Genomic DNA, 26,639 nt, shown 5'->3' on the forward strand with positions numbered 1-26,639 from the left:
TGATTGGCTCTTACGAAGTAAATAATCTTATTTCTTGATCAGCTGAATTGCACAGCCACCGCCCTTGGCCAAGTGAATCGACAGGTTTGTTTTGGCCGTAACTTTTTTTCGTTCGATGGTGTACGCTTCCGGGTTTTTGTCCCAGTCAGCATCGGCGGCATCACGGTAGATGACGGCTTCGTACGAACTTCCGGGGTCCAGAAAATTTAAGTTGACGGATAGGTCGCGGCTGTTCTCGTCGGTAATACCGCCCACAAACCAGCTGTTCTTTCCTTTCTCTTTACGAGCCATCAGGATGTAATCGCCGGGTTCGGCTGCGAGTATTTTGGTGTCGTCCCAATCGACCGGCACATCCCGGATAAACTGAAACGCGTCCACGTGTTTTTCGTAGTTTTCCGGTAAGTCCGCTACCATTTGCAACGGGCTGTACAATGTCACATACAAAGCCAGCTGTTTAGCCAGGGTAGTGCGAACCTGCTGCGTGCGTGTGCTGTCGAACTGATTGAGCCGGAAGCGAAACAGACCCGGCGTAAAATCCATTGGCCCGCCCAATAGCCGCGTAAATGGTAAAATCGTTGTGTGTTCGGGTGTGATGCCCAACGTTGGCGCGTTATTAAATTCGCTGCCCCTGGCCGCTTCGCTAGCCATCCAGTTCGGGTACGTACGGTGCAGACCCGTCGGGTGGGCCGACTCGTGGGAATCCAGCATGATCTTGTACTGCGCCGTTTTTTCGGCAACCCGTTGGTAGTGATTGATCATCCATTGGCCGTCGTGGTGTTCACCACGGGGAATGATGCGGCCCACGTATCCCGTCTTGAGCGTGTTGATGTCGTGCTTGACCATGTACTGGTAGGCCGCGTCCATCCGACGTTCGTAGTTCGTGACGGAGCCGGACGTTTCGTGGTGCATAATGATGCGTACGCCTTTGCCGCGAGCGTAGCGTACCAGCGAGTCCAGGTTGTAATCGGGGTAGGGCGTAACAAAATCAAAAACGTCTTCTTTCCAGTTGCCGAACCAATCTTCCCAGCCGACGTTCCAGCCTTCGACCAGAACACCGTCAAAGCCGTATTTGGCTGCAAAGTCAATGTATTTTTTAACGTTCTGCGTATTTGCTCCGTGTTTGCCGCCCGCCTTTTCCCAGGTCGCTTTACCGATGTGCATTTCCCACCACATACCCACAAATTTCTGCGGCTTTATCCAGGACGAATCACCGATTTTGGAGGATTCGTTCAGGTTCATAATCAGCTTGGAAGTTAGCAAATCAGCGGCTTTGTCACTAACCAGGATGGTTCGCCAGGGCGTCTGAGTCGGCGTCTGAAGATAGGCTTTATTGCCCACGGCATCGGGTACCAGTTGAGCCGTCAGGGTTCGCGTCTTTTTGTCGAGCTGAAGGTGCATGACCGGATAATTGAGCAAAGCCGCTTCGTAGAGGCTGATGTACAGGCCGTCTGCCGTCTTGAACAGCAACGGTGTCTGCACCGCCTTGGGGCCAATCACTGACTTGAGGGCCGTATCTTTCTCTCGGTCAGCGGCTGTTACTGCATCTACCTCGCTTAGTTTGGTGGTGTTGTAGAGATACTCATTGGAATCGTAATCACCCGGCATCCAGAACGTTTTGTGGTCAGCCGAGAGCGTGAATTGGGTTAACTCATCGGCTACGACAAAGTGCGTCAGGGCTTGCTGGGGAGGAAACTCATAGCGGAAGCCCATGCCGTCGTTAAAGACTCGAAAACGCACCCGCAACTGAATACCCGAATCGGTTTTATCCTGTAACGTCAGCAGCAGTTCTTTGTAATGATTGCGAATCCGGTTGGTTTCGCCCCAAACCGGTTGCCAGGTTTCGTCCGTCGTCGATGTGTCTGCCGCTACGATGGTGAAGCGGTTCAGCGTTGCTTTCGGTTTACTAAGGCTGAAACCAAGACCAGAGGGTTCAATAACAGACTTGCCTTTGTACGCAAGCTGGTAGTTGACCGCGCCTGTCTGCGTGTTGCGAATGGTTAAGGTAATGGACTTGTCGGGCGACGTAATCGAGGTTACGGGTTGTGCATGTATACTTTTTGGTAAGGAAATAAGTGCTGCAACGAGTAACAAATACTTGACTGTATAGGTAGATATCATAGGGAATAGGGGTAAGACAACGAACGTATCAACGCAAAAACAAGTAGTTGAAATTTCGCCGAAAATCCTATTTGTTCGCTGAACTCGCCGGCAAACGTTGGCCTAAAATCCAGAAGCCGCCAGCAGCCAGCAAACTAATACCGGTGACGGCCAACCAGTGAGTGGAAAAGTTGAAATGAGCGATCATTTGCGAGCCAAAAGCCGGGGCCGTCGTCTGAGCCAGTGCCCCCGCCATTGAATACAGCGCCAGGTACTGCCCGCGTGTCGATGGGGTAGATCGCTCGACGGTAAACGACTGAATAAAAGGCATAACGAGCATTTCGCTAAGCGTGACGAGCACGATAAAAAACAGGGTCGCCGTCAGTATGGACAAGCCCGTAGCCTCCAATAAAGTCAGCGATGCGTAGGCAATCGAGGTGAGCACGATGCCCCCGACAATCAGATTGACTTTTTTCCATTTCTGCTGCTCAACACTGTAGACCAACGCCATTTCGACAACGACAATAATGACCCCGTTGAGCGCCATCAGTGCGCCGATTTTGCCTTCTGTCATGTGCAGAACCTGTTTGAAAAACAGCGGCACAACAGAGAACAACTGCATGAACACAATCAGATACAAAGCTGCGCACACCATGAAGGCAATAAATACCGTGTCCCGGTAGGGCGAGCTGACCAAACCCGATTTGTCGGCGTCAGGGCGCATGGTTTTGGTAACGCTGAAGGTCGATGCGTTATCGGGAGCGGGCAGATTCAACCAAAGGACAACCGTTGCCAGCAGACAGGTTAATCCGTCGGCCCAGAAAAGAAGGTTGTAATCGATGCCGGCAATCCAGCCACCCAGACCGCCACCAACCGCCCAGCCCAGATTAATGGCTAATCGGTTGAGTGAGAAAGCGCGGGTGCGCGTATCCGCATCGGAATAATGGGCAATAGCCGCCTGATTGGCCGGGCGAAACGAATCGCCGAATAAGGTAAAAATAAAGACGCTTCCGCAGAGCGCATAAAAACCCGTAACCAGCTGAAGCATCAGCAGAAAAAAACCGCTGAACAGCAGACTGAATAACTGGACATAATAAAATCCAAACCGGTCGGTTAGCCGCCCGCCCAGAAAAGTACCGACAAAAGCGCCCATGCCGTAAACCGCCATGACGATACCCGCGTCAGCAACAGAATAGTGCAGATGCTGCGTCAGGTAAAGCGTCAGAAAAGGCAGTACCATCGTGCCACATCGGTTGATAAGCATAACACCCGCCAGTAGCCATACCGATGGCGCTAATCCTTGATACGCATTCCTGTAGAGTCGAAGGGAGGCCTGGAACATAGCGCGAAAGTACGACGAATCTATACGCGGGCGAACATCCGACAAAATCTCCGTCGGCTTGTTATTCAGAAAAGCGATTCGTGAATTTTAGAGTTATACCATCAAAAACACGTACCGTACTACGCTTATCGCTTGCCCCTAATCCATGTTTCTGGAAAGAATCACTCGTTTTGAAGCCAATCACCGACTAATGATTGGCCTTACCGTTGCTTTTATCACTTATTTTCTAGTACCGCCAACGGTTAAGGGGGCTGCCACCCTGATTATTGTCTGGATCGCATTTGCCCTGACCTTGCTGCTGTTGATGTGGCTGACTATTTTCATTGCGCATCCCCGTGATCTACCCCGGTTATCGCGTCTGGAGGATTCCAGTCGAACGCTGATTCTGGTATTCGCCATTACAGCCGCCGTAGCCAGTTTGTTCGCGGTATTTGCGTTGCTGGATTCGATGGATAAAGCGAATCAGAGCCGGAGCGTTACATTATCAGTTCTGGCCGTGGCCAGTTCCTGGACGTTATTGCATACGCTTTTTACGCTTCGCTACGCGCACCAGTTCTACGGCGATGATCCTGAACAGAAAAAGCGTCCCGGCGGATTGGAGTTTCCGAATGACTCTGAACCGGACTACCTGGATTTTGCCTATTTCAGCTTTGTCATTGGTATGACTAGTCAGGTATCGGACGTGGCTATCAGCGCTAAGCGTGTACGACGAACAGCGCTGGCCCACGGAATACTATCGTTTTTGTTTAACACCGTCATTATTGCCCTGACGGTTGGCGGACTCTCAGGAAAGCTTTAACGGGCTCGTCCACCGGATCGGCTTTGCCGTTGTGCTTTCTCCTGCTGCTCTTTCTCGTAATCTTCACGCTGCCGTTTGTCAGAAAGTAAGGTACGGTAAAGACCATTCAAGACGTAAATATCATCAACTTCATCAATCAGTCGGTGCAGGTGCTCGCGGACTTGCGTAATGTTCATGCGGATTCGTTTGTTGAGTCGTACTGTTTAGGTGTATAACACCGTCGTCTGGCTTTTAGCTCAGTGAAAAAAGAAATAACCGAGGGCAATACCGGCGATGACGCCCACCAGATCGGCAAATAAACCATACGGAATCGCATGACGTGAGTTGCGGATGCCGACCGAGCCAAAGTACAGCGCAACGATGTAAAACGTCGTATCCGCCGAACCCTGAAAGATGCAAACCAGCCGCCCCACGAACGAATCGGGTCCGAACTGTTTCATGGCGTCGATCATGAGCGCTCTGGCTCCCGAAGCACTCAGCGGTTTCATCAGGGCCACGGGCAGCGCATCGGTAAAGTCGGTGTTCATGCCGGTAAGGGCAAATAGATATTTCAAGCCACCAACGAGGTAGTCCATAGCCCCCGCATTGCGGAATACGCCGATTGCGACCAGCATACCCACCAGATACGGGATGATCTTTACCGTTGTTTCGAAACCACCTTTAGCCCCTTCGATAAATGTTTCGAAAATGGGTACTTTTTTCCGGATCGCGCCCAGCAGAAAAGCGACGATGATCGTCAGCAAAAGGCCGTTGCCAAATACTTTCGAGATGGTTTCGATTTCTTCTTTGGGTCTGCCCGCTAGAAACCACAGGGCCAGAGCGATCAGGGTCGTAATGCCCCCTAGCCAGCCCAGTACCGTGCTATTCAATAGGTCGATGCGTTGCTTGATACCTACGGCTATCATGGCTACCACCGTGGTTACGTACGTGCCGATTACGCAGGGGATAAAGATGTCTGACGGATCGGTAGCACCCAGGATCGCCCGTTGCGCCATCACACTGAGCGGAATAATCTGTAAGCCAGAGGTGTGAAGCACCAGAAACATGATCTGGGCGTTGGAGGCCGTGTCTTTACTGGGATTCAATTCCTGAAGGCTCGCCATTGCTTTCAGACCGAAAGGAGTAGCGGCATTGTCCAGCCCCAGCATGTTAGCCGAGAAATTCATGATCATCTGCCCGTTGGCGGGGTGATCTTTCGGGACTTCGGGAAAGAGTTTGTTAAAAAACGGACCAATAACGCGGGCCAGCAGATTGATGGCCCCGGCTTTCTCGCCAATGTTCAGCAAGCCCAGAAAAAATGTCATGACGCCCGCCAGGGGTAGGGCGATGTCCATAACGGCCACTTTCGAAGAGTCGAACAACCCTTCGACTATCACTTTAAAAATTTCGGTATCACCCAGAAAAATGAGCTTAGCCAGCGCAACCAGAAAGGCAATGACAAAAAAGGCAACCCAGATGTAGTTTAAGGCCATGTAACAGGGTAAGACAAGGGATTGATTAAAGCCGATTGCCGGAGCAGTCGGTAGATTTTTGTTATTTAGGCTTAAAATTCACGATTCAGGACCAATAACCAAAAAAACGATGCGTTTCTTCGTCGCTCACCTCGCTTTTTCCCTGTCCGTTATAGCTGCTCTAGTTTTTTCTACTGACGCTGCGGCTCAGGAGGTTGAACAGGCTATGATCAAACAGGGGTTGGTCGATGTTCAGAAAATTGACCCGACCATTCTAGTCGAACTCAAATACTCAACGACTGATAATTTCGTCGGTAAAGACGTGTATGGCGATTTGACGCGGGCGTACATGCAGCCGATGGCGGCTAAAAAACTAGCTAGTGCCAGCCAATACCTGCAAAGCAAACACCCCGACCTGCGGCTGCTGGTGTACGACGCGGCCCGTCCGCGTTCGGCCCAGTGGAATCTCTGGAATGCATTGCCCAACATGACCGAAAACGAACGTCAGAAGTACGTAGCCGATCCGCGAAAAGGGTCCATTCACAACTACGGATGTGCCGTTGATCTGACCGTCGCGACGAAAGACGGTAAGCCACTCGATATGGGTACCAAGTATGACTTCTTCGGTGAGCTGGCGTATCCATCGCGTGAAAACGAATTGCTGAAAGCCGGGAAGCTAACACAGAAACAAATCGATAATCGGCAAATTCTGCGAACAGCAATGAGGCAGGGCGGCTTTAGCCCGATTGAGTTTGAGTGGTGGCACTTCAACGCTTTATCGCGGGAGAAAGCAAAAATGGCTTTTCGCATCGTCGATTAGCGAGGAGCCAATCTCTTTCTGATAAAAATGTAAGTTGTTAAATTAATGGATGTTAATATTTTTAGTAGTAATATGACATTGTCTATATAGTCTATAATTTTAATGATAGCTTAAAATGGAACAGGCAAGTTTACAGTAGCTTTACATAAACTTAACTAATCCATTTTATATGATCTTTCAACGTTTACGGTCTTCGTATTCAACGGCTCGGCTGTGGCTGTTATTTGCGGCATTGCTGGTGGCCGGTGCTACCAAAGCACAAGAGCAAATAGTAATTAGCCAGGTGTACGGGGGTGGTGGTAATGCAGGTGCCCCTTACAAAAATGATTTTATTGAGTTGTTCAACCGGGGCACAGCAGCGGTTAATCTTGACGGCTGGAGTGTACAATATGCAGCAAGCGGAGGAACTAGCTGGCAGGCAACCCGGTTGAGCGGTACTATTCAGCCGGGCGGTTATTATCTAGTGCAGGAGGGGGCTGGTACAAACACTACTCTTCCAGGCTTGCCTATGCCTGACGCAACGGGTGGTATAAATATGAGCGGCACTGCGGGTAAAGTTGCTTTGGTAAAAGCGACTTCGGTGCTGTCGGGTTCATGCCCAGTAGTAAATGATTTTGTAGGCTTCGGTACGGCTACAAACTGTTCAGAGACAGCTCCTACTGCCAATTTGACTAATTCGACTGCCGCTGTTCGGGCTGGTAATGGCTGTACGGATACGGGTAATAATTCTGCGGATTTCACCATAGGTACGCCCAGCCCACGCAATTCGGCAAGTCCAACTAATCTGTGTAATTCAACGGCACCTACCATTGCTGCAACGCCTAACCCGGTAAGCTTGAGCTACGCAGAAGGCAGCGGTCCGGCTACACGGATTATAACAACCAATGCCACCAATCTTACGTCAGCAAGCGGTGGTATTACCGTAACGGTATCGAATCCTGCGTTTGCGGTTTCGTACAATGGTTCGTCTTTTGGCAACTCCGTTACTATTCCTTACACTAATTCAGGCTTGTCCAGCACAACCCTGGCTGCTCAGCTGACAGCAGGTCTGGTTCCTAATTCGTATTCGGGGTCGATCACCTTCAGCGGGGGAGGAGCAACGGTTGACCTCCCTGTTACGGGCGTTGTCAGTGCATCCGTTTCGACAGGAATTGTGTCAATTGCCGCAGCACGGACGGGTATTGGTAATACCTACACGGTTCAGGGCCGGGTAACGGTTACGAATCAGCTGGGTGCTCGCCAGATCTACATTCAGGACGAAACGGGTGGTATTGTTGTCTACGCTAGCCCGTCTGGTACTGACATTAGTTCGCTCGTACAGATCGGCGATCTGGTGCAGGCACGTGGACCAGTCACGGTATTCAACGGTTTTACCGAAATAACATCGCCGGCTGCTACAAACTTCACGCTGGTTTCAGGAGCTGGTACCGTCGTGCCGGCGCCGATCGAGATTACACCCGATCAGTTGCCCAACTATCAGGGGCGGCTGGTTAGTATTTCAAACGCTTCCATCAGTGGCTCAGGGGCTACGTTTGTGGGCGGAACCAGTTACACCATTACCAAAGATAACCAATCGGCTACCTTACGCATCAGTGCCAATTCGCCACTAGCGGGTGCCGGTCGTCCAAGCAATCCGGTTAGTGTAACGGGTATCGCCGATCGGTTTGTGTCGGGAGTGACTACGCCAGGAAACAATGGTCTGCAACTACAACCCCGGATTCTGGCTGACATTCCGGGAAGCACAGCCGCGCAGGATGCTATTTGCGGACCAGCCGAAAATACGGCACTGCCCCGCACGCAAACGCTGGATGTTGCTGCCTGGAACATGGAATTCTTCGGTGCTGACGGTGGTTCGATCAACTGTCCAAGAGGAACCTACACGTACGAAGACATGGGGCCTGTCAACGAAGACCTTCAACAGGTTAACGCGACAGCCGTATTGACGAAGCTGAACGCCGATATCATCTCGGTAGAAGAAATCAGTGATATCAACCGCTTTAGCGCAACGGTAGCCGCTATTCCAGGCAGTTACAGCTACGTTTGCTCCGACAAGTTCTCGTATTTCTTCCAGGACCAGTGCGACCAGCAGGTCACGAACGGTACGGTATTCGGACCAACCTCGCTGGCTCAGAAAGTTTGTGTGATTTACAATACCGCTACGGTAACGCCGGTTCTGTCCGAAACGAAACCGCTGCTGTTGGATAAATACAACTACCCATCTGGTAACGGCTGGTCGTCGGGTCGTTTGCCTTTCCTGTTCGTTGCCGATGCGACGATCAATGGCGTTACGCGCCGGATTCACGTGGTTACGGTACACGCTAAGTCGGGAAGTGCAGCGGGTGATTTTAACCGTCGCAGACAGGATTTTGCCGATCTGAAAACGTTGCTTGACACCGAATACGCGACTGCAAACATCGTTATGATGGGTGATTACAACGACAAAGCTACGTCATCGATCTACACGAGTTCGCCGGTTTCGTCGTTCAACAACTTTGTGTCGGACGAAGCTGGTTATAAAACCGTGACCAAGCCACTCGAACAGCAAGGTTGCTCGACGTTTAACTCGTCGGCCAGCTTCATCGATCACATGATTGTTTCGAACGATCTGGCCGCTGGCTACATCGACAACTCGGCCTACGTGTTGCTGCCGTTCAGCATTCCCAATTACGGCAACACAACATCGGATCACAACCCAATTTTTGCCCGTTTTGACTTATCCAAGCTGGCAGTAACGGTTGTAAAAGCGCTTTCGCGCGATCCTGATAATGGTCAGCTTAACTCCAATACGCTCAAGCCTTACCTGACGCTTCAGAATCAGGGTACTACCTCGGTTGACTACAGCACAATCACGGTTCGCTACTGGCTGAATGTTGAGGACAACATGGACCTGATCTTCCAGAAAAACTACGTAGCTATCGGTCAGAACAACCTCAACCTACGCTATGTGTCGACTCCGGGTCGTCAGGGTGCAACGGGCTACATCGAATATAGCTTCTCGCCGGGAGCGGGTAGTCTGGCTCCAATGAGCGAATCAGGACCGATTGAGATCCAGGTTTACAAGCAGAACTACAGCGCCTTCAATCAGGCTGGTGATTACTCCTATGTCAACAACAGCGCCTTTGGGCTTAACAACCGCATCACGGTTTACCAGGGCGGAAGCTTGATTTACGGCGTTGAACCCGCTAGAACTAATGCTGCGCGGCTGGGTGCCGAAGAAGCGGGTGCTACGTTACAGCTTAACGTACTGGGTAACCCAGTTGTAAACGAGTCGGTTGAGGTTGAAATTCGCGGGGCGGCTGGTCAGAGACTGCAACTCCGAACGATCGACAACCGTGGCCGTAGCGTGAACACAACGATTATCGAACACGCTGCTGCCGTTGAGCGCGCTACGATTTCGGTTGGTAAGTCAACGGGCGTGTACCTGCTCCAGGCGACAACCGCAACGCAGAAGCAGGTCGTAAAACTTGTCAAGGAATAAGACTCCCTGGCGCACAACAAAAAAGGGCCGCTCAGTTGAGCGGCCCTTTTTTGTTGGTCTGACTTGTCAGAATACCAGGTTATCAATCAGGCGTACCTGGCCCAGATGAGCCGCCAGGCAGATAGCGGTTTGTCCCGGAGCCAGCACTTCTTCGACAGGCTGCATGGTATCGGCATTAACAACGTCAATGTATTCGAGCCGGAAATTTGGATTGCCGCTAAAAACGTCGATTACTGCCTCTTTTGTCTGCGCGGTACTCTGACCCTCGGTTAACAGATTTTGAGCCAATGTAAGGGCTTTAAACAGGGTTACGGCCTCTATGCGCTGATCGGGCGTGAGATTTCGGTTCCGGGATGACATCGCCAGCCCGTCGGCCTCCCGGATCGTTGGACACCGAACCAGTTCAACGGGAAAGCTCAGGTCGCGAATCAGGCGTCGCACTACGGCTACCTGCTGCAAGTCTTTCTGGCCGAAGTAAGCCCGGTTGGGTTGTACGATATTGAACAACTTACCCACCACCAAGCCGACGCCGTTGAAGTGACCCGGTCGGAAAGCGCCTTCCATGATCGTTTCCAGCTCGCCGAAATTTAGCCGGAGTGTAGGTGGCTCCGGGTACATCTCGTCGGCGGAGGGCGCAAAAACTATGTCGCAGCCAGCGGCTTCCAGTTTTTGGCAATCTTCTTCCAGTGTCCGTGGGTAGCGACTCAGATCGTCAGGATTGTTGAATTGTATGGGGTTGACGAAGATACTGCTTACGACGATATCGTTCTCCTGTTTAGCCTTTTCGATAAGCCGGATATGACCTTCGTGCAAAGCGCCCATCGTTGGCACAAATCCAATTTTCTGGCTTGAACGGGCTACGGAAAGGTGGTTGCGAAGATCAACAGCGGTACTAAAGCGATGCATAACGAGCGACTGGTTTTTTAGGCTGCAATGATAGCGGATTCGTATCTTTTTCGGGCAAAATGTATTGAAATACGGAAAAAAATTGTATAATTTTGCAAGTTTTTTGATAGTCTTAACAACACACCCCGCCCGTTTTTATGAGCAAATTACGCATCCTTTACGTGGCCAGTGAAATAAATCCTTTCCTGAAAACGTCTGACGTTGCCGATTTCGTCCGCAAGCTGCCCCAGGCTATGCAGGAACGAGGAATGGAGATTCGAATTTTAGTGCCACGCTTCGGGCTTATTAATGAACGCAAAAATCGGTTGCACGAAGTTGTGCGGCTATCGGGAATCAACATCGCCGTTGGTGATGAAGAAAAACCGTTGATTATTAAAGTTGCGTCAATTCCGACGGCCAAGTTACAGGTCTATTTTATTGATAATGAAGATTATTTTCAGCGTAAATACGTTTTCCACGACAAGGAAAACCGATTCTACGATGACAACGACGAGCGGGCTATCTTCTTCTGCAAAGGGGTGCTGGAGACGGTGAAGAAACTCGGTTGGGCTCCCGATATCGTTCACTGCAACGACTGGATGACCTCCCTGATTCCGCTTTACCTTAAAACAACCTATAAGAACGACCCAATGTTTAAGGACACCAAGTCGGTTTTTACGGTGTACAACAATGGGTTTGACCATCGTTTTGAAGGGGATATCATCGAAAAAGCGCGCATGATGGATATCGACGATTCGATGCTGGAAGAATTGAAAACGGCTGACTTCGGTGGTTTCATCCGGATTGGTTGCGCCTACGCCGATGCCGTGGTCCGTGCCGAAGAAGAATCAAGTGCTAGCCTGAACGCGGTGCTGAACGACCTGCCTGAACATAAGTTCGACGGGGCCGAGGAGAATGATGTGACAGAGCGGTACTACAATCTATACACGCAACTAGCTGGTTAACGCAAAATAGCTTGGTTCAAACCTTACCCAGGTAACGTATAGTAAAACTCATTTACCCAAAAGCCGGATATTCCGGCTTTTGGCGTTACTTTACGCACGTTGATTGATTATCGAAAAACGGTGACATTACTCCTAAACAGATAAAAGAGCTATGTGCGGTATTGTAGCGTACGTTGGGCACCGGGAAGCGTGCCCATTGGTTTTGAAAGGTCTGAAACGACTCGAATACCGGGGGTACGATAGCGCCGGTATTGCCCTGATGAATGGGCACGGCCTGCGTGTGTACAAGAAAAAAGGTAAAGTAGCCGCTCTGGAGCAGGAACTGGCTGCGCGCGAAAGCAGCGGTACCATCGGAATGGGCCATACGCGCTGGGCAACGCACGGTGAACCCAACGACGTAAATGCGCACCCGCATTACTCCTTTCACCGGAAACTAGCAATTATTCACAACGGAATCATTGAGAACTACGCGGCTATCAAGCAGGCATTGCTCAAGAAAGGCCATACGTTTACCAGCGAAACCGACACGGAAGTGTTGGGACAGTTTATCGAAGATATCTGGGAAAACAATGGCGGTTCGCTCGAAGATGCGGTCCGGCTGGCGTTGCAGGAGGTCGTGGGGGCGTACGCTATTGTGATCATGAACGAAGCCGATCCGACCCAGCTTGTTGCCGCTCGAAAAGGATCTCCGCTGGTGATTGGTGTGGGCGAGGGTGAGTTTTTTATGGCTTCGGATGCGACGCCAATCGTTGAATACACCAAGGATGTCATTTACCTCAATGACTACGAAATCGCTGTTATCAAAAACGGCTTGCTTACCGTCGTAACGCTCGACAATACGACGACCACGCCTTACGTGCAGAAGGTAGAGCTGGAATTGGAAGCAATCGAAAAAGGTGGATTCGACCACTTTATGCTCAAGGAAATCTTTGAGCAGCCGCGTTCCATTGCCGATTCGATGCGAGGACGCGTTCAGGCTGACAGTGGTACCATGCAACTCGGTGGGTTACGCGATTACTTGGATAAACTGGCGGCTTCGGAGCGGATTGTCATTATCGGTTGTGGTACGTCATGGCACGCGGGCTTGGTTGCCGAGTATATTTTCGAAGAACTGGCCCGGATTCCCGTCGAAGTTGAGTATGCGTCCGAATTCCGGTATCGCAATCCGATCATCAAAGAAGGCGATATTGTCATTGCTATTTCGCAGTCGGGCGAAACCGCTGATACGCTGGCCGCTATCGAACTGGCAAAGTCAAAAGGAGCAACGATCTTCGGTGTTTGCAACGTGGTAGGTTCATCAATCGCGCGGGCCACGGATGCAGGAGCCTACACGCACGCAGGACCCGAAATCGGGGTTGCCAGCACGAAAGCATTTACGGCGCAGGTTACCGTGCTGACGCTGATGGCACTGGCCGCTGCCAAACGGAAAGGAACAATCTCGGAGTCGCTGTTTCGCTTGTTACTGGCCGAGTTGGAAAGTATTCCGGCAAAGGTCGAAAAGGTGCTGCAAGCCGCCGACAAAATCAAGGAAATCGCATACATCTTTACCTACGCTCGTAATTTCATCTATCTGGGACGGGGGCTGAACTTCCCGGTTGCACTGGAAGGAGCGTTGAAGCTGAAAGAAATCAGCTACATCCACGCCGAAGGCTATCCCGCTGCCGAAATGAAGCACGGACCGATTGCGCTCATCGACGAGGACATGCCGGTGGTCGTCATCGCCACGAAGGACAGTTCGTACGAGAAAATTGTCTCGAATATTCAGGAGGTAAAGGCCCGCAAAGGTCGTGTCATTGCCATCACAACGGAAGGCGATACGCATTTGCCCAGTCTGGTGGATTTCACGATAGAGATTCCCAAAGTCCACGAAGTACTGGTTCCGCTTGTCTCGGTAATTCCTTTGCAACTGCTGGCCTACGACATTGCAGTTATGCGGGGCCGCAATGTTGACCAGCCGCGCAACCTGGCCAAATCGGTGACTGTCGAGTAAAGAGCGAAAAATTTTAAGTCAAAAGCGCGATGAGCAGTAAGCTTATCGCGCTTTTTCAATTCAGAGCAAAAATGGGTTATTTCAGCAAGTGAAAACTACTATTCGTCTAGGGAAGTGCTATTTCTGGTAAGCGGGTAAGTGACATTTGCGGCTGTAAATAACAGCTATACCCATGAAACAGCGATTGCTTTTTTACGCTCTTCTGTTTTTTCTGTCTGTCCAACTGACGGCTTGCCAACAGGAACTTGGACCTTACAAGGAGGTAACCCAGACCTATCCGCTGGCTAATTTCGACCGGCTTGATATGGGCAGTGCTTTTCATATCGATGTTCGGTCGGGGAGCAGCTTCGAGGTTGCCGTTCGGGGGAACGAAGCCGATGTAAACGACCTTGACTTGAGAGTACGAAATGGAACCTTGCACGCGGAATATCGGGGTACATCGCGCCGGAAACGCTACGATATGTACGTTACCGTTACAATGCCAACGCTACGGGAAATCAATCTGTCGGGGGCGGCTCAATCAACTGTCACCGGCTTTACCAGTTCATCGGTGGTTAATGCCTCGCTGTCAGGGGCGTCGAACGTAACGATAAATCTTGCCGGTTCCCGGTTGACTTCAGAACTGTCAGGGGCCTCTACGATCCATGTAGTAGGGACTAGCGATGGCCTGGCGAGTAACCTGTCGGGAGCCAGTAAACTCGACGCTTTTGACTGCCTGGCGAAACAAGCTCAGTTGGATTTGTCGGGAGCCAGTACCGCCCGCGTCCGGGTTCAGGAAGAGCTTACCGTAAAGGCCAGTGGAGCAAGTACGGTGCGGTATCAAGGCAGTCCACAGACCCATATTGAGTTGTCGGGATCCAGCACGGCGGCTAAGGAGTAAAAACGTGCTGGTCGTAAAAGTTACCAGCACGTTCTTCGTAAAGTCTAGCTGCGCCAGATGGTGGGTAGTCCAGCCGTTTTGCCGAGTAGCGGATCGGTAGCCGGTATGGGTAGAGCCGCAATGTTTTTGTCGGTTTGCGGTCGTTCACCCGCCAGTCCCCGGTTTACATCCCATTCGCGTCCGTCGGGATAAGCACCGACAATGCCCAGGTTTTCGCTGCCGAGGTTTTTATGCCCAACGCCGGCTGGAATAACCAGAATATCGCCAGCCTGAACATTTATTTTCTGCCCATTTTCTCCGCCCAGGTGCAACAACGCCTTTCCGGAATAAACGCCCAAAACCTCGTGGGACGTGCTGTGGTAATGATGAAAGGCGTAAACGCCGTTGCGCCAGGAATTTGTCCAGTTGTTGTCGGCAAAACGTTTTTCCAGCCAGCTGGCCCCCTGTTGGTTGCGCTCCGTGAACGCATTTCGATACACAAGCAGCGGGTATTTGCTGTTCGGAATTTTGCCATCGTCTTTAAAATAAAACGTTTCGGGGCTGTCGGACTGCGCTATGCTCATGGTCGAATAAGGGAAGCGTATAGAGGCTAAGCCGAGCAGAGACAAAAAGGTTTTTCGTTTCATACCATCAACGCAAGGCTACCAGACCACAATTGATAATGTTAGTTCGTGACTCGTTTGTAGGTTTCGACAATCACCCGGTCGATGCCGAGCTTTTCTACTTTCTCAACGCCTTTCTGAACGAGCGTATCGCCGGATAGCTTCACCACAAACTCAAATTTGTTGTTTTCCCACGCTTTATCGGAGTAGTAGTCCAGGTATTCGGTGTACGTACTGTCCGTAAACGTGTATTTCCCTCCGCCCGCTGAGAACCTGGTTGCCGACGAATCGTTCTGGCCGCTGATGTCGTGGTTTAGGAAAGCAAAGTGCGTTGGGTTCAGGATTTTGATCATTTTACGTTTCGGATCAAACGTCGAATAAGTAGAGTCTTTTTCGGTTGCCGTTGCCGATACAAGTTCCCACGTTCCCTGAATGGGTGTGTCGGATTGTTTGGTTGCACAGCCATAAAGAGTAGAAAGGGCTATGCCTAAAAAAAGTAAACAGTTGTTTTTCATTGTGGGGGTTTAGATGACAGCGGGCAAGTTAGCTTATTTTCAAACGTACGCCAATCACTGGCGTACGCTGTACGTCTTCACGGATCATGGATGGATCGATAGTCAACGCAACCGCTCTGCTTTTGCCCGTTTGTGGTTCATAAACTATTCGCCGGGACGATACGTCTTTTCGATATGCTGTTGTACCTCTTCGGGATAGAACCAAACATCTTTGAACTGACCCGCGCAGTAGAGCGGAGCCTGATCCGTGAAGTGCTTCATGCCCGGTTTGCTGCTTTGGCCGCCCGTAACGACCGAACGCGCTTTTACTTTCCTGCCGAATTCAACAACCGCAACAAAGCTATTGCCCACGTAACCGTACCGTTTTTTCGTGTTGGGATACGAACGAGCACCGAAAGCCGCCAGCGATCCCCAGGCGGAGGGCGTAAAACCAACCGCAATACTTGGCTGCTGATCGTCAAACGTTTCCTGAATTTTTCCGGTCAGGCGTTGGTATCGATTAATGTCACCCCAGGGCGTTTTCCAGGTTCCGAAGTCACGCGTCAGATCGGTCAGCACGTCCTTCAGGGCGGTTACTTTCTCCTGTGGGGAGGTATTGTTGATGGTGAAGTCGGTGAAGCTCAGATAGTCAAGGCGCTGGTCGGCGGGGACGCGGCTCCGGGCCAGGCGCTGAATCTTCTCACCCCACAAGATGGCGAGTGCTGTCCCGACGGAGCCTGTTCCGTAGCTTTTATCCCAGCTCTGCAACAACTGTACGGCTTCCCGCAGATCGCTCGATTGGTTGGCGGCATCACCCGCAACGGTTTGGTATGCGTTCAGCAGGGGAGGAAGCAAAGCATCGAAAGCGGCCAGATGGGGGTCGTTGGCAGCCGCAATAAGCGTGTCCAGCGTAAAGACGGATTTCTGGCTTAACACACGAACGGCATTGATACCCCGGTAGTTTTCGGCGTCGGGAGCCATGTACGTCGGGTATGTTGCCTTGTCGGGGCTGCTGTTGCCCGATACGGTGAACGGTGTCGAATTGCAGTTCTGAATCCAGCCGCTGGCCGGGTTACGAACCTGAACGAGTTCATCTACACCATGCAATCCTTTCCATTCGGTAGCCGGATTGCTGCCATCGACGGGTTGGTTCCAGTCAAATTTAGGGTCGCGTTTAGGCATAAAATTGCCGTGCCAGTACGCAATGTTGCCGTCCCGATCCGCAAAAACGGTGTTGTTCGACGCATTGCCGTTGAGTTTCATCACTTCCTTAAAACTCTGGTACCCTTTCGCCTTGGTGCGTAAATAGGACTGTTCGAGCGCGTTCAGGGGTGTATTCATCATACTGACCGTAACCCATTTGTCGCCTTTTTCGCCAACGACGGGACCGTGGTGCGTCCAGTATAGCGTAAACTCTTTGTACTGAATACCGTTGCCCACCTTGTACGGTAGCCGCACTGTTTGCGTCCGAACGGGTTGCTGCGTATTGCCTTGCCGATAAACAAGCGAATTACCTTTTTTCTCGACGGTTTCCAGATACTCATCCATTGAATCCGCACCGCTGGACGTGTGCATCCAGCCGCAGTTTTCGTTAAAGCCCTGATAGACAAAAAATTGCCCCCATGTAACGGCCCCGTACGCGTTTAATCCAGCCTGACTAACCATGTGAACCTCCGACCGAAAGTAAAAAGACGTGTGCGGATTGATGAGCAGTAGGGGATTTTTGGTGGCGCTTTTCGAAGGAGCGATGGCGAAGCCGTTTGAACCAACCGGGTCCCGTTCAAATTTGTCGAAATCGTAAATCCAGGAGGTTTTGCGGTGTTCGTAAAAGTCTTTCAGTCGGTCGATGGAAACTACGCTGATGTTGCCGCCGATGCTACCTTCGCTAAACATGAGCGGCATCCATGGCTGAAAACGTTTTAAAAGCCTGGGCGTAACAGCCGGGTGGGTATACAGGTAATAGTTCGTGCCATCGGCAAAGGCATCAAGTAGACTTTTCATCCAGACCGGGCTTTTTTTGTAAAGAGCAAGCGCCTGCGTCGTGTCCATGAAAAGACGTGCTCGCAAATCATGGTAAAGAGCGGATTCGCCATCGACCTCCGCCAACCGACCAATGGCGTCCAGGTAGTTTTCTTCGACGCGATCAAAATCATCTTCGCACTGGCTGTACAACAAACCAAAAACCACGTCAGCGTCGGTTTTTCCGTAGATATGCGGAACGCCCCAGGTGTCGCGGGTGATGGTAACTTGTTTTGCCTGTTTTTGCCAGCGCGCAATCTCGGCCTGACTAAATGGCTGGCCTTTTGTCGTGAGAAACGATAGAAACGCGGCAAAAAAGAAAAGGATCGGTGACCTGTAACGATTCATCGAAGCGGAAAAAGGATTGGTGGAAAATGACCGTCAGTAATGACCGTGAAAATAGAAAGGATTAAGCAGACTAAATGACTATAGCTTGTGGAAACTGCCTAAATCGAATAATTGGGCATAAAAGTGCAATTTGATGGGGAATTGTCAGTAAAAAGCGACATCGACCAGTATTCGTGCTGGCTAATCGATAATCTACAAAACTAAGTAGCTCCGTCCTACCAGCGATAGTGCTGTAAGACGGAGCTATATTTTCCTTCGAATGACCGCTGGGTGGATTAGCTTTTTAGGAAGTCTTCCAAGTTAACCGGCTGACGGCCCAGCAGTTTTTCCAGCGCCGAATCGGGCCGGTTGAAATCATTTTGTTTAATTGCTTCGGCCATACCGGTGTACAGGCTGACAACCGGAGCGGGCAGGTGCTTGGCTAGTTCAGCTTCGTAGGCGCTAGCGGGAATATCAAGGTAATCAACGGTTTTGCCGCTTTTCTGACCCAGAATAGCCGCTATATCAGCAAATGACCAGGCGCTTGTCGCACCGATCTCGTAAATCTGGTTCTCATGTCCCTCACTGGTCAGCGCGTTGGCTAGTCCCTCGGCAATATCTTCCCGAAGCGCGTAACTGACTTTTCCGTCACCGCCCGGAAAGGGTAGTTGCCCCGACTGAGCCGCATCACCGATAATCATGGGCAACACATCCAGGTACAGATTATTGCGGAAGATGGTGTACGTCAGACCCGATTCTTTCAGGAGGTTTTCGGTGTGGAAATGATCGATAGCGGCAGGGAATAGCGCGTTTGCTGACGGACTGGTAGCGCTGGTGTAGACGATGTGTTTCACCCCGGCTTCTTTGGCTGCGTTGACGGCGTTGGTATGCTGACGAACACGCTCTTCACCGACTACCGAACTGGAGATCAATAACAAGGTATCAACGCCTGCCAGGCTGGCTGCTAATGAGGCCGGGTCGGTATAATCGCCGGTACGAACCTGAATACCTTTGTCGGACAGGTCCGTTGCTTTGGCGGGATCTCTGACGATAGCAACTAATGAATTGGCGTCTGTTTTTGCTACTAAATAATTAAGCGTGGCTTTTCCTAAATGGCCTGATGCTCCGGTAACTGCAATCATAATCAATTGGTTTTTATCTGTTTCTTAGTTACTTTTGGTAACTCAAAAGTATTTCGTAACCGTATTCACCGCAAGAAGGTATTTTTTTGTGCGTCAGTAACATGAACAGAACTATTGCTGATAATCAGCAGGATATAGTGCAGGAAAAATTGCAGAAAATTTTGGGGCCCGTTGGCGGTTCAATCGCCAACTGCCCAATCCGGAATATTCTGGACCGGTTTAGCGATAAGTGGTCAACGCTGTCGATCTTTCACCTGGGCAATGCCGGAACACTCCGTTTCAACGAATTAAAGAAACGAATCGATGGTGTCTCGCAACGGATGCTTACCGTTACGCTTCGTACCCTGGAACGCGACGGTTTAGTCTCGCGCCGGGTTTATCCCGAAATTCCGCCCAGAGTCGAGTATGAATTGACGGATTTAGGAAAAAGTTTTCTCGTGCAGATCATTGAGTTGGGTGATTGGGCCAGCAACCATAGCGCGCAAATCATACAGGCTCGCGAGCAATACGCTGCCCGCGAGCGCGTACCTGTTGCGTAAGTCTTATCGTTCTTTTAACCAATCGTTTAGAATCGCTTGCTGCTGTTTGTTTGGATTGGGCAGGCGCGAGAGCTGAAAAGTACGTTCGAATTTTTGGCCTACCCGAAGTGTTTTCTCGTCTGTCTGACCGCCTTGAACGATGCGTAGCTTGACTGACTGATCAACGGGAATGGCTTTAACAGCCGCTAAGGTGGCCGGTTGGTTGTTTAACATTAGCAGGACGGCACCGCTCCGGATTCCGGCTTTCCAGGCGGGCGATTCCCAATCAACGCTCGACACCAGCAGGCTGTCCGATTTTGGGCGGAGATTTAAACCAAGCCATCCGCCGGGTGCTTCCCGGAGCGTGGTGTCAACGGATAAACCGGCGTAGGCCAAGTATTTCGGATAATCCAGGGGCTTGACCGTTGATGCGTAGTCAAAAATTTCGTCCAGCGGTTTGCCCGCCGTTTTTTCGCAAATCGTCCGAAATTCTTCGTCCGTAAAACCGCGCTTTTCTTTCTGGTAATATGTCTGATACAACATCCGCATCACATCGTCGAGCGATTTTTTGTTGTCGGTCTCGTGCCGAATTTTAAAGTCCAGGAGCATGCCCAGGACCGGACCTTTCTCGTAGTACGAAATCGTTTTGTAGGCATCATCGCCGGTGCGACCAAACGGCCCGTCCGACCAGGTTTCGTAACTCGCTTGTGTCGCCGACTGAAACCGGTGGCCCGGTTTATTTTCGTACGAAGCCATGTTGCTTCGAAGGGCGTTCAGCAGTTCTTCTTCGGACATCAATCCCGCTCGTCGGAGCATCAGGTATTCGTAGTAAACCGTAAAGCCTTCGGATACCCAGAGCATGTTTGTCCGGTTTTCCTGATCGTAATCGAAAGGACCCAGGGCAGCGGGCCGGATGCGCTTCACATTGTAATGGTGAAAGTATTCGTGAGCCAGAAACAGATACAGCCGTAGCTTGCCTTGTGAGGTGTTCAATCCACTGCCGTCAAAACTAATGGCGGTCGAGTTGAGGTGTTCGATGCCGCCCCCGCCCGGCCCGATGGCTATAAAGGTGTAGTGCTTGTAGGGAATGTCGCCAATGATCTCGGAACCCGCCTGAACAATCTTTTTGAGGTCAGCAACGAACTGGTTTCGGTCGAAATTGCCGATGTTATACCCGACAAAGTAATGCGGGATTCCGGCCACGGTAAAGGAAGGAAGCTGTTCCAAGTTGCCCATGAGCATAGGGCTGTCGTAAAGCACGTCAAAGTTGGTCGCGGTAAACGTATTCGGTTTGCCGGGAATCGAATCGAGACCCGTAGCGACAAGCGGTTTCCAGGCCGAATAAGGGTGCAAGGTTACCGTAACCGGCTGTTGAAGCTGGTTCGGCACGTACATAAACACGCCAGCGGGCGAGATGTAGCCTTTGTTGTCGTCCAGATAATTACCCGCCACAAAATCACGGGTTGCCTTTACGTCGTACGACAGCGTTACAGATGGGGTTTTGTTGGCACGGACACGCCAGGTGCTATTCGCCGTTTTCTCCCATTGCAGGGGCTTGCCCGCTGCGTCGGTCACCTGCATGTTGGCAACGCTACTCGCATAATTCATGAGTTGGTAATAGCCGGGCGTCCACACCGGCATTTTGAAATCGATTGTTTCCTGATCCGCGTTCGGGTAGGTAAAAACCACATGATACAAGTGATCGGTTGGTTTCGCCATCGTTACCTCGAAAGCCATAGCGGCTGGCTTGGTTTGCCCAACCCCGTACTGAAACGAAGTTAGAAAAGTGATGGCGAGCATGTAGACACGGTAGGTACTGGTAAACGCGTTTTTTACGGTTCGATCAAGCATAAATGTAGCGAATGATAAAGCACAGACGAGTTAGTATAAGGCCGTTACTTTCTGGTCTGCACACGGGTAGTATCAAAGATAAGCTGTAGGTCTTCTATTCACCGGCAAGACCGGTTTTTATTGATAAAATACCCTGTAACCAGATTGGGTAGAAGTGTTGGGTAAGCCTTCCTATTTATTAATTAAAATATCTGATTTTCGTCGGCTTATTGCTTTGTTATCAGTCGCTTGTTGCGTATATTTACTGTTGCGATTTACAACAAACAACCAAACTAATGATGCCGGTTTTTGTGCTGTGAAAAAGCGACTGGCCGGCTATATAACCGCATGAAGCGACGCTCAAATTCGAATCAACTCCAGATCGATTTTCTGGCGGCTTTCCGTCGAATGCTCATCAGTCTGGGCAACCCCGACAATCTGCCTGTCAACGAAAGTCTGTTTATGCGCATGACCGACCAATGGGAAAATACCCAGGTCATGCCTGCCGATTTATTATTCCAGAAAAGCCCGGTCGAAGCGGTTGTTTTCCGACTTCAGAAAACGGATGCCCGGCTGCGTTTTCCCGCCGAACTTATTGCGGGCGAAATCCGTGGTGAACAGGGGCTGACAGGCTTTTCGGCCAAGTTTCGGGAGCAGGGCTGGGTTATTTTACCCGCCGAACTGTCTGCCATGTACAAAAACCTGTTTCTGAACATTCTTTCTGCGTCGATTGGTTTGGAATACCTGTATCCGTCACGGCAGGAATTGCTGGCCGAAGCGGAGCGCGTAGCCTTAGCCGCTATGCTGCCGGAAGAGGAAGTTCGTAAGTTTTTTGGCTTGCGGCTGTCGAAATTTCCGGACAGCTTCCGCAGCGAGGTTTCCAATTACTTTAACCTGCCGTTTGACTATGTGTTGAAACGGGCCAACCACCTTGAACTGGTTTCGGAGCAGGTCGTTGAGGAAGCCCGCACCAACACGCAATCGCTTCGGTCAACGCCCTTGCGTCGCCCGCAGAGCAGTCGTGCGGCCTAGCCACAGTAAAGTAGCGTAGGGTATTTCTGGTAAACTTTTTAATAATCAGCCGGTTAAGAAAGTAGTATGTTCTTAGCCGGCTGTTTTTATGGGCATAGTTACTCGAATCTTACTGGGCCTTATTTTGCTGTTCGGCATATTTCTGGTCGTCATGCAGTACAGAGCCAGCGGCCAGCGCGAAGACGAGAAGGCTTATCTGGCTACGTTGCGTAAAAACATCACGGTGCTGAGCAGTTCATTTCCACCGAATGGTGATATGCCAATCAGGTGTAGTTGTCGGGGTAAGGAAATATCGCCGGCGCTGACATGGGAGGAGCAACAGTCCAACGCCCAATCCTACGCTGTAATCGTGACGGACTATGACGTCCCAACGCCTATGTTTTCCTTATTCGACTTTTCGCATTGGGTGCTCTACAACATACCCGCATCGGTGCACGGTCTGCCGGAAGGCTTAACGATGGAACAGATGCAGTTGCTGGGCGGAAAGATAGGTAGAAATTCGGCGGGTACTTTAACGTTCATTGGCCCCTGTCCATCCGCCGGACGTCATGCTTACGTGTTTCGCGTATACGCCCTGGATAAACCACTTACCTTAACGGGGACACCCGTGAAATCTAACGTGCAGGAAGCTATGAAAGGGCATATTCTGAGCTACGGTGAGCTGCGGGGTTATTTCGAATGACGGTTGATCACAGGCTTAGGCTGTATGCTTATTGGCCAAAATCAGGCGTCGGGGCGCGTTTTTAAATCGCCCAAAACGTTTATAACTTAGGAAGTACCCCTTACCTTCGTCTCAAACGGTCGATGACGACTAGATAATAAACCTATATTAACAAAAATAAATGTTATTAAATCTACTATAAAGTAAATTATAAGTTATTTTTTATAAAAGATAATCGCGTTAATGTATAAAACGAAGGCGACTTTCGTACTTTTGTGGCGTACATGTCCAACTTCGATAATCGTTGAATTTCTCAAGCCTTACCTATGAAAAATCTTTTTTTTCTGGTGGTTCTGTCTCTTGTTGCTACTGCTACAATTCAGGCGCAGACAAATATACTGGGACGAATTACGGATAAAAAAGATGAGCCCGTTGCGGGCGTTTCGGTTGTCATTCGAGGAACCACCACCGGCACCAGATCGCAGGCTAACGGGGTATTTAAGCTGCCGACTACTCGGGATCTGCCGCTGACGCTTACCGTTTCGTACGAAGGCTACGAAGATCAGTCGGTCGTTGTGCGGGGTAACAACTTTCGAAGTCTTTCGATCCGACTCATCGAGACAGCCGCTAAGAGCAACAACGTCATTTTATCGGTTAGTCGGAGATTGGAAGAAAGTCGAAAAGCCGGTTTGACCGTCGAAAAATTAGATACCCGACAGTTTCAGCAGTCGCCAGCCGCCAGCCCGTTCGATGCATTACAGAACGTGCCCGGTGTAGATCTGTTAACCCAGAGCCTGACCTTCAAGTCAGTTAATGTACGCGGCTTTGGCGCAAACAACAATACGCGGTTTCTTCAACTAACCGATGGTGTGGACAACCGGGCACCAGCGTTCGGGTTTGGCCTGAGTAACGTTGCGAGCCTACCCGATCTGGACGTTGAAACAATCGAACTGGTACCGGGAACATCAGCGTCATTGTACGGACCGGATGCTTTTCAGGGCTTGTTATCGACTACCAGCAAAAATCCATTTACGCATCAGGGACTGAGCGCTCAGGTAAAAGTGGGCGTCAACAACATTGGAAAGCCGGGCTTTGGTGCGAAAGGATACAGCGACCTTGCTATTCGTTACGCCAAGCAACTCGGTTCGCGGTTTGCGTTCAAAGTGAATTTCCAACGGCTAAGCGGTACCGATTTTATGGCCGACGATTATAGCGACCGTTCGACTCGGGCGCGCTCCAATTTCTTCGCTACCGATGTTAGTCAGGGCAATCTCTCTACGGCAATTGGTTATGTGCCGAATAACGATCCGAATACAAACCTGCAATACGACGGTGTGAACGTTTACGGTGACGACATCAATGCCGGGGGAGCTTACCGGTATCCGGCTAATTACGCGAATGCATCGTTGCAGAATGTATTGGTAACGCGAACCGGCTATTCCGAGCAGGACGTTTTGGGGACCAACGGTAAGGTATTTAGCAACCGAGCCAATGTAGCGCTGCATTACAAAATATCGGATCAGATCGAAGCGTCGGTAGGCTGGTATTACGGAAATGGCAGCTTCACTCAAACTGCCGGAACGCGCGCGTATTTTCCGGATTACCAACGCAACCAGTTTAAAGCAGAACTACGGGGTGACAACTTCTTTTTACGGGCATACACCACGCGGCAGAATGCCGAAGGCTGGAACATCGGCCAGACCGCCGTCAGCGTCAACAATGCCTGGAAACCCCTGACACAATGGGCTACCGAATTTGGACAGGTGTACGTTGCCAACAAAGTAAGTGCGGGACTGGCACGAAGCGAAGCGGATCGTGGGCGTTATCTACCCGGTTCGGCCAGTTTCGACAATGCGCGAAACGCGTTTGCCAACACCTTTAATACCGACACGGTTCCGAGTTATAAAGGGGCGAAAGGAACGCGGTTCCGGGACAACTCGGCGTTCTGGCACTACGAAGGTATGTACGACTTTACGAAAATACTGGACGTAGTCGAGGTTCTGGTAGGCGGTTCCATTCGCCGTTACGCGCTGAATACCGGAGGAACTTTGCTTGCCCGCCAGGCAGATAGTTCGGAATACACGATCAACGAATACGGGGCGTACATACAGGTGGGCAAAGAACTAAAACTTGGCGATGCGCTGAGCATAAAACCAACCGTGGCCGTTCGTTACGATAAACAGCAGTATTTCGATGGTGGATTCAACCCACGAGCGTCGCTGGTGGTTAGTGCTGGTAACCATAGCTTTCGGGCATCGTGGCAATCGGCTTTCCGGAATCCGTCGCCAATCGAGTTTTTGGGCGTTTCGGCAGCGGGAGTAGGTCGGCAAGTCGGCGGCTCGGCCATCGCTATTCAGTCGTCGGGTTTGCTCCGCGATTCGGTTTATCGGGATAATGATGTAAAAGAATTCACGGCTGGCCGCATCACCGAAGCGCAATTGCGGAGCCGTGGGTACAAGCCCGCTACGTTCACGACGGAGAAAGTAAAAACCTGGGAAGTAGGGTATAAGGCTTTTATCGCGAACCGACTGGATATCGATGCCTTTTATTTTTACAGTCAGTACACGGATTTCATCACAGCGCAAAGCTATTACCTGCCCGCCAACAATCGAGTCGGCAGTTTTGCCACAAATGCGTACCAGGCGTTACAAATCAACGGCAACAGTCCCAACGAGCTTTTCGTGAACGGGGCTGGTCTGAGTCTTGCCTATAGCGTAGGAAAAGGGTACACCCTAAGCGGAAATTACAAGTACCAGGTTGGGACCGTAACGCTCCGTGATGCGCAGGGTACCATTCTTCGCGACAATGCCGGAGCGGAGATAGTCAAGCGAAAAACAAGCAGTACCGAAGTCATACAGCAGGGACGAACCTATTTTAACTCACCCCAGAATCGCTACAACATCAGCTTGGCTAACCCGCAGTTGACCGAACGTTTAGGTGCAACCGTTACCTATCGCTGGACAGATCGGATGTGGTTTGAGCAAGGTATAACGGCGGGTGACGTTTGGTTGCCGTCGTGGGGGAGTGTCGATGCGCAGGTTTCGTACCGACTACCGGAGTACAAATCCATCGTTAAACTAGGTGGAACAAACATCTTCAATGACTACTACGCGCAAGGGTACGGTCTGGCCCGGATTGGCGGACTGTATTACGTGAGCGTCACCTTCGACCAATTGTTTCGCTAAATCGGCGGATTAGCTCCTTCGTTTGGCGTGAGTAGGTTTGCCGATCTCACGCCTTATTTCACGACCAGTCAGGTTAATAAAAGCGGTATAGCTGTGGTTGTCAGAAAGAGCGTTGTCCTAGT

At 50.8% G+C, this 26,639-nt stretch carries 20 protein-coding genes; 10 read left to right on the plus strand and 10 right to left on the minus strand.

Annotation, left to right across the window (positions count from 1 at the left end; all coding sequences use genetic code 11):
* Positions 1–27: 27 nt before the first annotated feature.
* Together M0L20_RS15825 and M0L20_RS15830 are read right to left on the minus strand one after the other, a co-directional pair.
* On the minus strand, positions 28–2,118 hold the full coding sequence (locus tag M0L20_RS15825; protein ID WP_248477901.1) for a glycoside hydrolase family 97 protein: 2,091 nt from the start codon (positions 2,116–2,118) through the stop codon (positions 28–30).
* Positions 2,119–2,185: 67 nt separating this feature from the next.
* On the minus strand, positions 2,186–3,439 hold the full coding sequence (locus M0L20_RS15830) for an MFS transporter (RefSeq protein WP_248477902.1): 1,254 nt from the start codon (positions 3,437–3,439) through the stop codon (positions 2,186–2,188).
* 145 nt (positions 3,440–3,584) lie between these two features.
* Here M0L20_RS15830 and M0L20_RS15835 point away from each other — a divergent pair, with 145 nt between their 5' ends.
* Entirely contained in the window at positions 3,585–4,238 is a 654-nt protein-coding gene (locus tag M0L20_RS15835) for a DUF1345 domain-containing protein (RefSeq protein ID WP_232561887.1), read from the plus strand.
* Here M0L20_RS15835 and M0L20_RS15840 read toward each other — a convergent pair.
* A complete protein-coding gene (locus M0L20_RS15840; RefSeq protein ID WP_232561888.1) occupies positions 4,235–4,414 on the minus strand; it encodes a hypothetical protein in 180 nt (59 codons plus the stop codon). The genes M0L20_RS15835 and M0L20_RS15840 overlap by 4 nt on opposite strands.
* A 60-nt stretch (positions 4,415–4,474) precedes the next feature.
* Positions 4,475–5,710, minus strand: a complete 1,236-nt coding sequence (locus M0L20_RS15845) for a nucleoside recognition domain-containing protein (RefSeq protein WP_232561889.1) — start codon at positions 5,708–5,710, stop codon at positions 4,475–4,477.
* A gap of 109 nt (positions 5,711–5,819) precedes the next feature.
* On the opposite strand from M0L20_RS15845, the gene M0L20_RS15850 reads away from it, so the two are divergent.
* Entirely contained in the window at positions 5,820–6,509 is a 690-nt protein-coding gene (locus tag M0L20_RS15850) for a M15 family metallopeptidase (protein ID WP_248477903.1), read from the plus strand.
* Positions 6,510–6,678: 169 nt separating this feature from the next.
* Entirely contained in the window at positions 6,679–9,987 is a 3,309-nt protein-coding gene (locus M0L20_RS15855; RefSeq protein ID WP_248477904.1) for a cellulose binding domain-containing protein, read from the plus strand.
* A gap of 66 nt (positions 9,988–10,053) precedes the next feature.
* Here the strand turns inward: M0L20_RS15855 and panC are convergent, their stop codons facing one another.
* Complete coding sequence (gene panC, locus M0L20_RS15860; RefSeq protein ID WP_248477905.1) at positions 10,054–10,893, minus strand: pantoate--beta-alanine ligase; 840 nt, start codon at positions 10,891–10,893, stop codon at positions 10,054–10,056.
* A gap of 137 nt (positions 10,894–11,030) precedes the next feature.
* Here panC and M0L20_RS15865 point away from each other — a divergent pair, with 137 nt between their 5' ends.
* From M0L20_RS15865 to M0L20_RS15875, 3 genes are all read left to right on the plus strand, one after another.
* The gene (locus tag M0L20_RS15865; RefSeq protein WP_232561892.1) at positions 11,031–11,837 is read left to right on the plus strand and encodes a glycogen/starch synthase; all 807 of its coding nucleotides are present in this window, start codon (positions 11,031–11,033) and stop codon (positions 11,835–11,837) included.
* A 151-nt stretch (positions 11,838–11,988) separates the two neighbouring features.
* Positions 11,989–13,827, plus strand: a complete 1,839-nt coding sequence (gene glmS, locus M0L20_RS15870) for a glutamine--fructose-6-phosphate transaminase (isomerizing) (RefSeq protein ID WP_232561893.1) — start codon at positions 11,989–11,991, stop codon at positions 13,825–13,827.
* A gap of 172 nt (positions 13,828–13,999) precedes the next feature.
* Complete coding sequence (locus tag M0L20_RS15875) at positions 14,000–14,707, plus strand: head GIN domain-containing protein (RefSeq protein ID WP_248477906.1); 708 nt, start codon at positions 14,000–14,002, stop codon at positions 14,705–14,707.
* Positions 14,708–14,751: 44 nt separating this feature from the next.
* Here M0L20_RS15875 and M0L20_RS15880 read toward each other — a convergent pair whose 3' ends face one another.
* The 4 genes from M0L20_RS15880 to M0L20_RS15895 form a co-directional block, all read right to left on the minus strand.
* A complete protein-coding gene (locus tag M0L20_RS15880; protein ID WP_232561895.1) occupies positions 14,752–15,333 on the minus strand; it encodes a cupin domain-containing protein in 582 nt (193 codons plus the stop codon).
* Positions 15,334–15,371: 38 nt separating this feature from the next.
* On the minus strand, positions 15,372–15,824 hold the full coding sequence (locus M0L20_RS15885; RefSeq protein WP_248477908.1) for a hypothetical protein: 453 nt from the start codon (positions 15,822–15,824) through the stop codon (positions 15,372–15,374).
* Between the two features lie 144 nt (positions 15,825–15,968).
* Positions 15,969–18,170 carry a penicillin acylase family protein gene (locus M0L20_RS15890; RefSeq protein ID WP_248477910.1) on the minus strand — a complete coding sequence of 734 codons (2,202 nt, stop codon included), beginning with the start codon at positions 18,168–18,170 and terminating at the stop codon, positions 15,969–15,971.
* A 275-nt stretch (positions 18,171–18,445) separates the two neighbouring features.
* Positions 18,446–19,291, minus strand: coding sequence for an SDR family oxidoreductase (locus M0L20_RS15895; protein ID WP_248477912.1), 846 nt, complete (start codon positions 19,289–19,291; stop codon positions 18,446–18,448).
* Positions 19,292–19,392: 101 nt separating this feature from the next.
* Here M0L20_RS15895 and M0L20_RS15900 point away from each other — a divergent pair, with 101 nt between their 5' ends.
* Positions 19,393–19,830: a winged helix-turn-helix transcriptional regulator gene (locus M0L20_RS15900; protein ID WP_232561899.1), complete on the plus strand. Its 438-nt coding sequence runs from the start codon at positions 19,393–19,395 to the stop codon at positions 19,828–19,830.
* A gap of 3 nt (positions 19,831–19,833) precedes the next feature.
* On the opposite strand, the gene M0L20_RS15905 is transcribed toward M0L20_RS15900, so the two are convergent.
* Positions 19,834–21,660, minus strand: a complete 1,827-nt coding sequence (locus tag M0L20_RS15905; protein WP_248477914.1) for a M61 family metallopeptidase — start codon at positions 21,658–21,660, stop codon at positions 19,834–19,836.
* A 327-nt stretch (positions 21,661–21,987) separates the two neighbouring features.
* Here M0L20_RS15905 and M0L20_RS15910 point away from each other — a divergent pair, with 327 nt between their 5' ends.
* The 3 genes from M0L20_RS15910 (at position 21,988) to M0L20_RS15920 (ending at position 26,517) form a co-directional block, all read left to right on the plus strand.
* Positions 21,988–22,671 (plus strand): hypothetical protein, encoded by a 684-nt coding sequence (locus M0L20_RS15910; protein ID WP_232561901.1) that lies wholly within the window; start codon positions 21,988–21,990, stop codon positions 22,669–22,671.
* 88 nt (positions 22,672–22,759) lie between these two features.
* The gene (locus M0L20_RS15915; RefSeq protein ID WP_248477916.1) at positions 22,760–23,353 is read left to right on the plus strand and encodes a YbhB/YbcL family Raf kinase inhibitor-like protein; all 594 of its coding nucleotides are present in this window, start codon (positions 22,760–22,762) and stop codon (positions 23,351–23,353) included.
* 305 nt (positions 23,354–23,658) lie between these two features.
* Complete coding sequence (locus M0L20_RS15920) at positions 23,659–26,517, plus strand: TonB-dependent receptor domain-containing protein (protein ID WP_248477917.1); 2,859 nt, start codon at positions 23,659–23,661, stop codon at positions 26,515–26,517.
* Positions 26,518–26,639 lie beyond the last annotated feature (122 nt).

This window comes from Spirosoma liriopis, assembly GCF_023196085.1.
GTDB lineage: Bacteria > Bacteroidota > Bacteroidia > Cytophagales > Spirosomataceae > Spirosoma > Spirosoma oryzicola.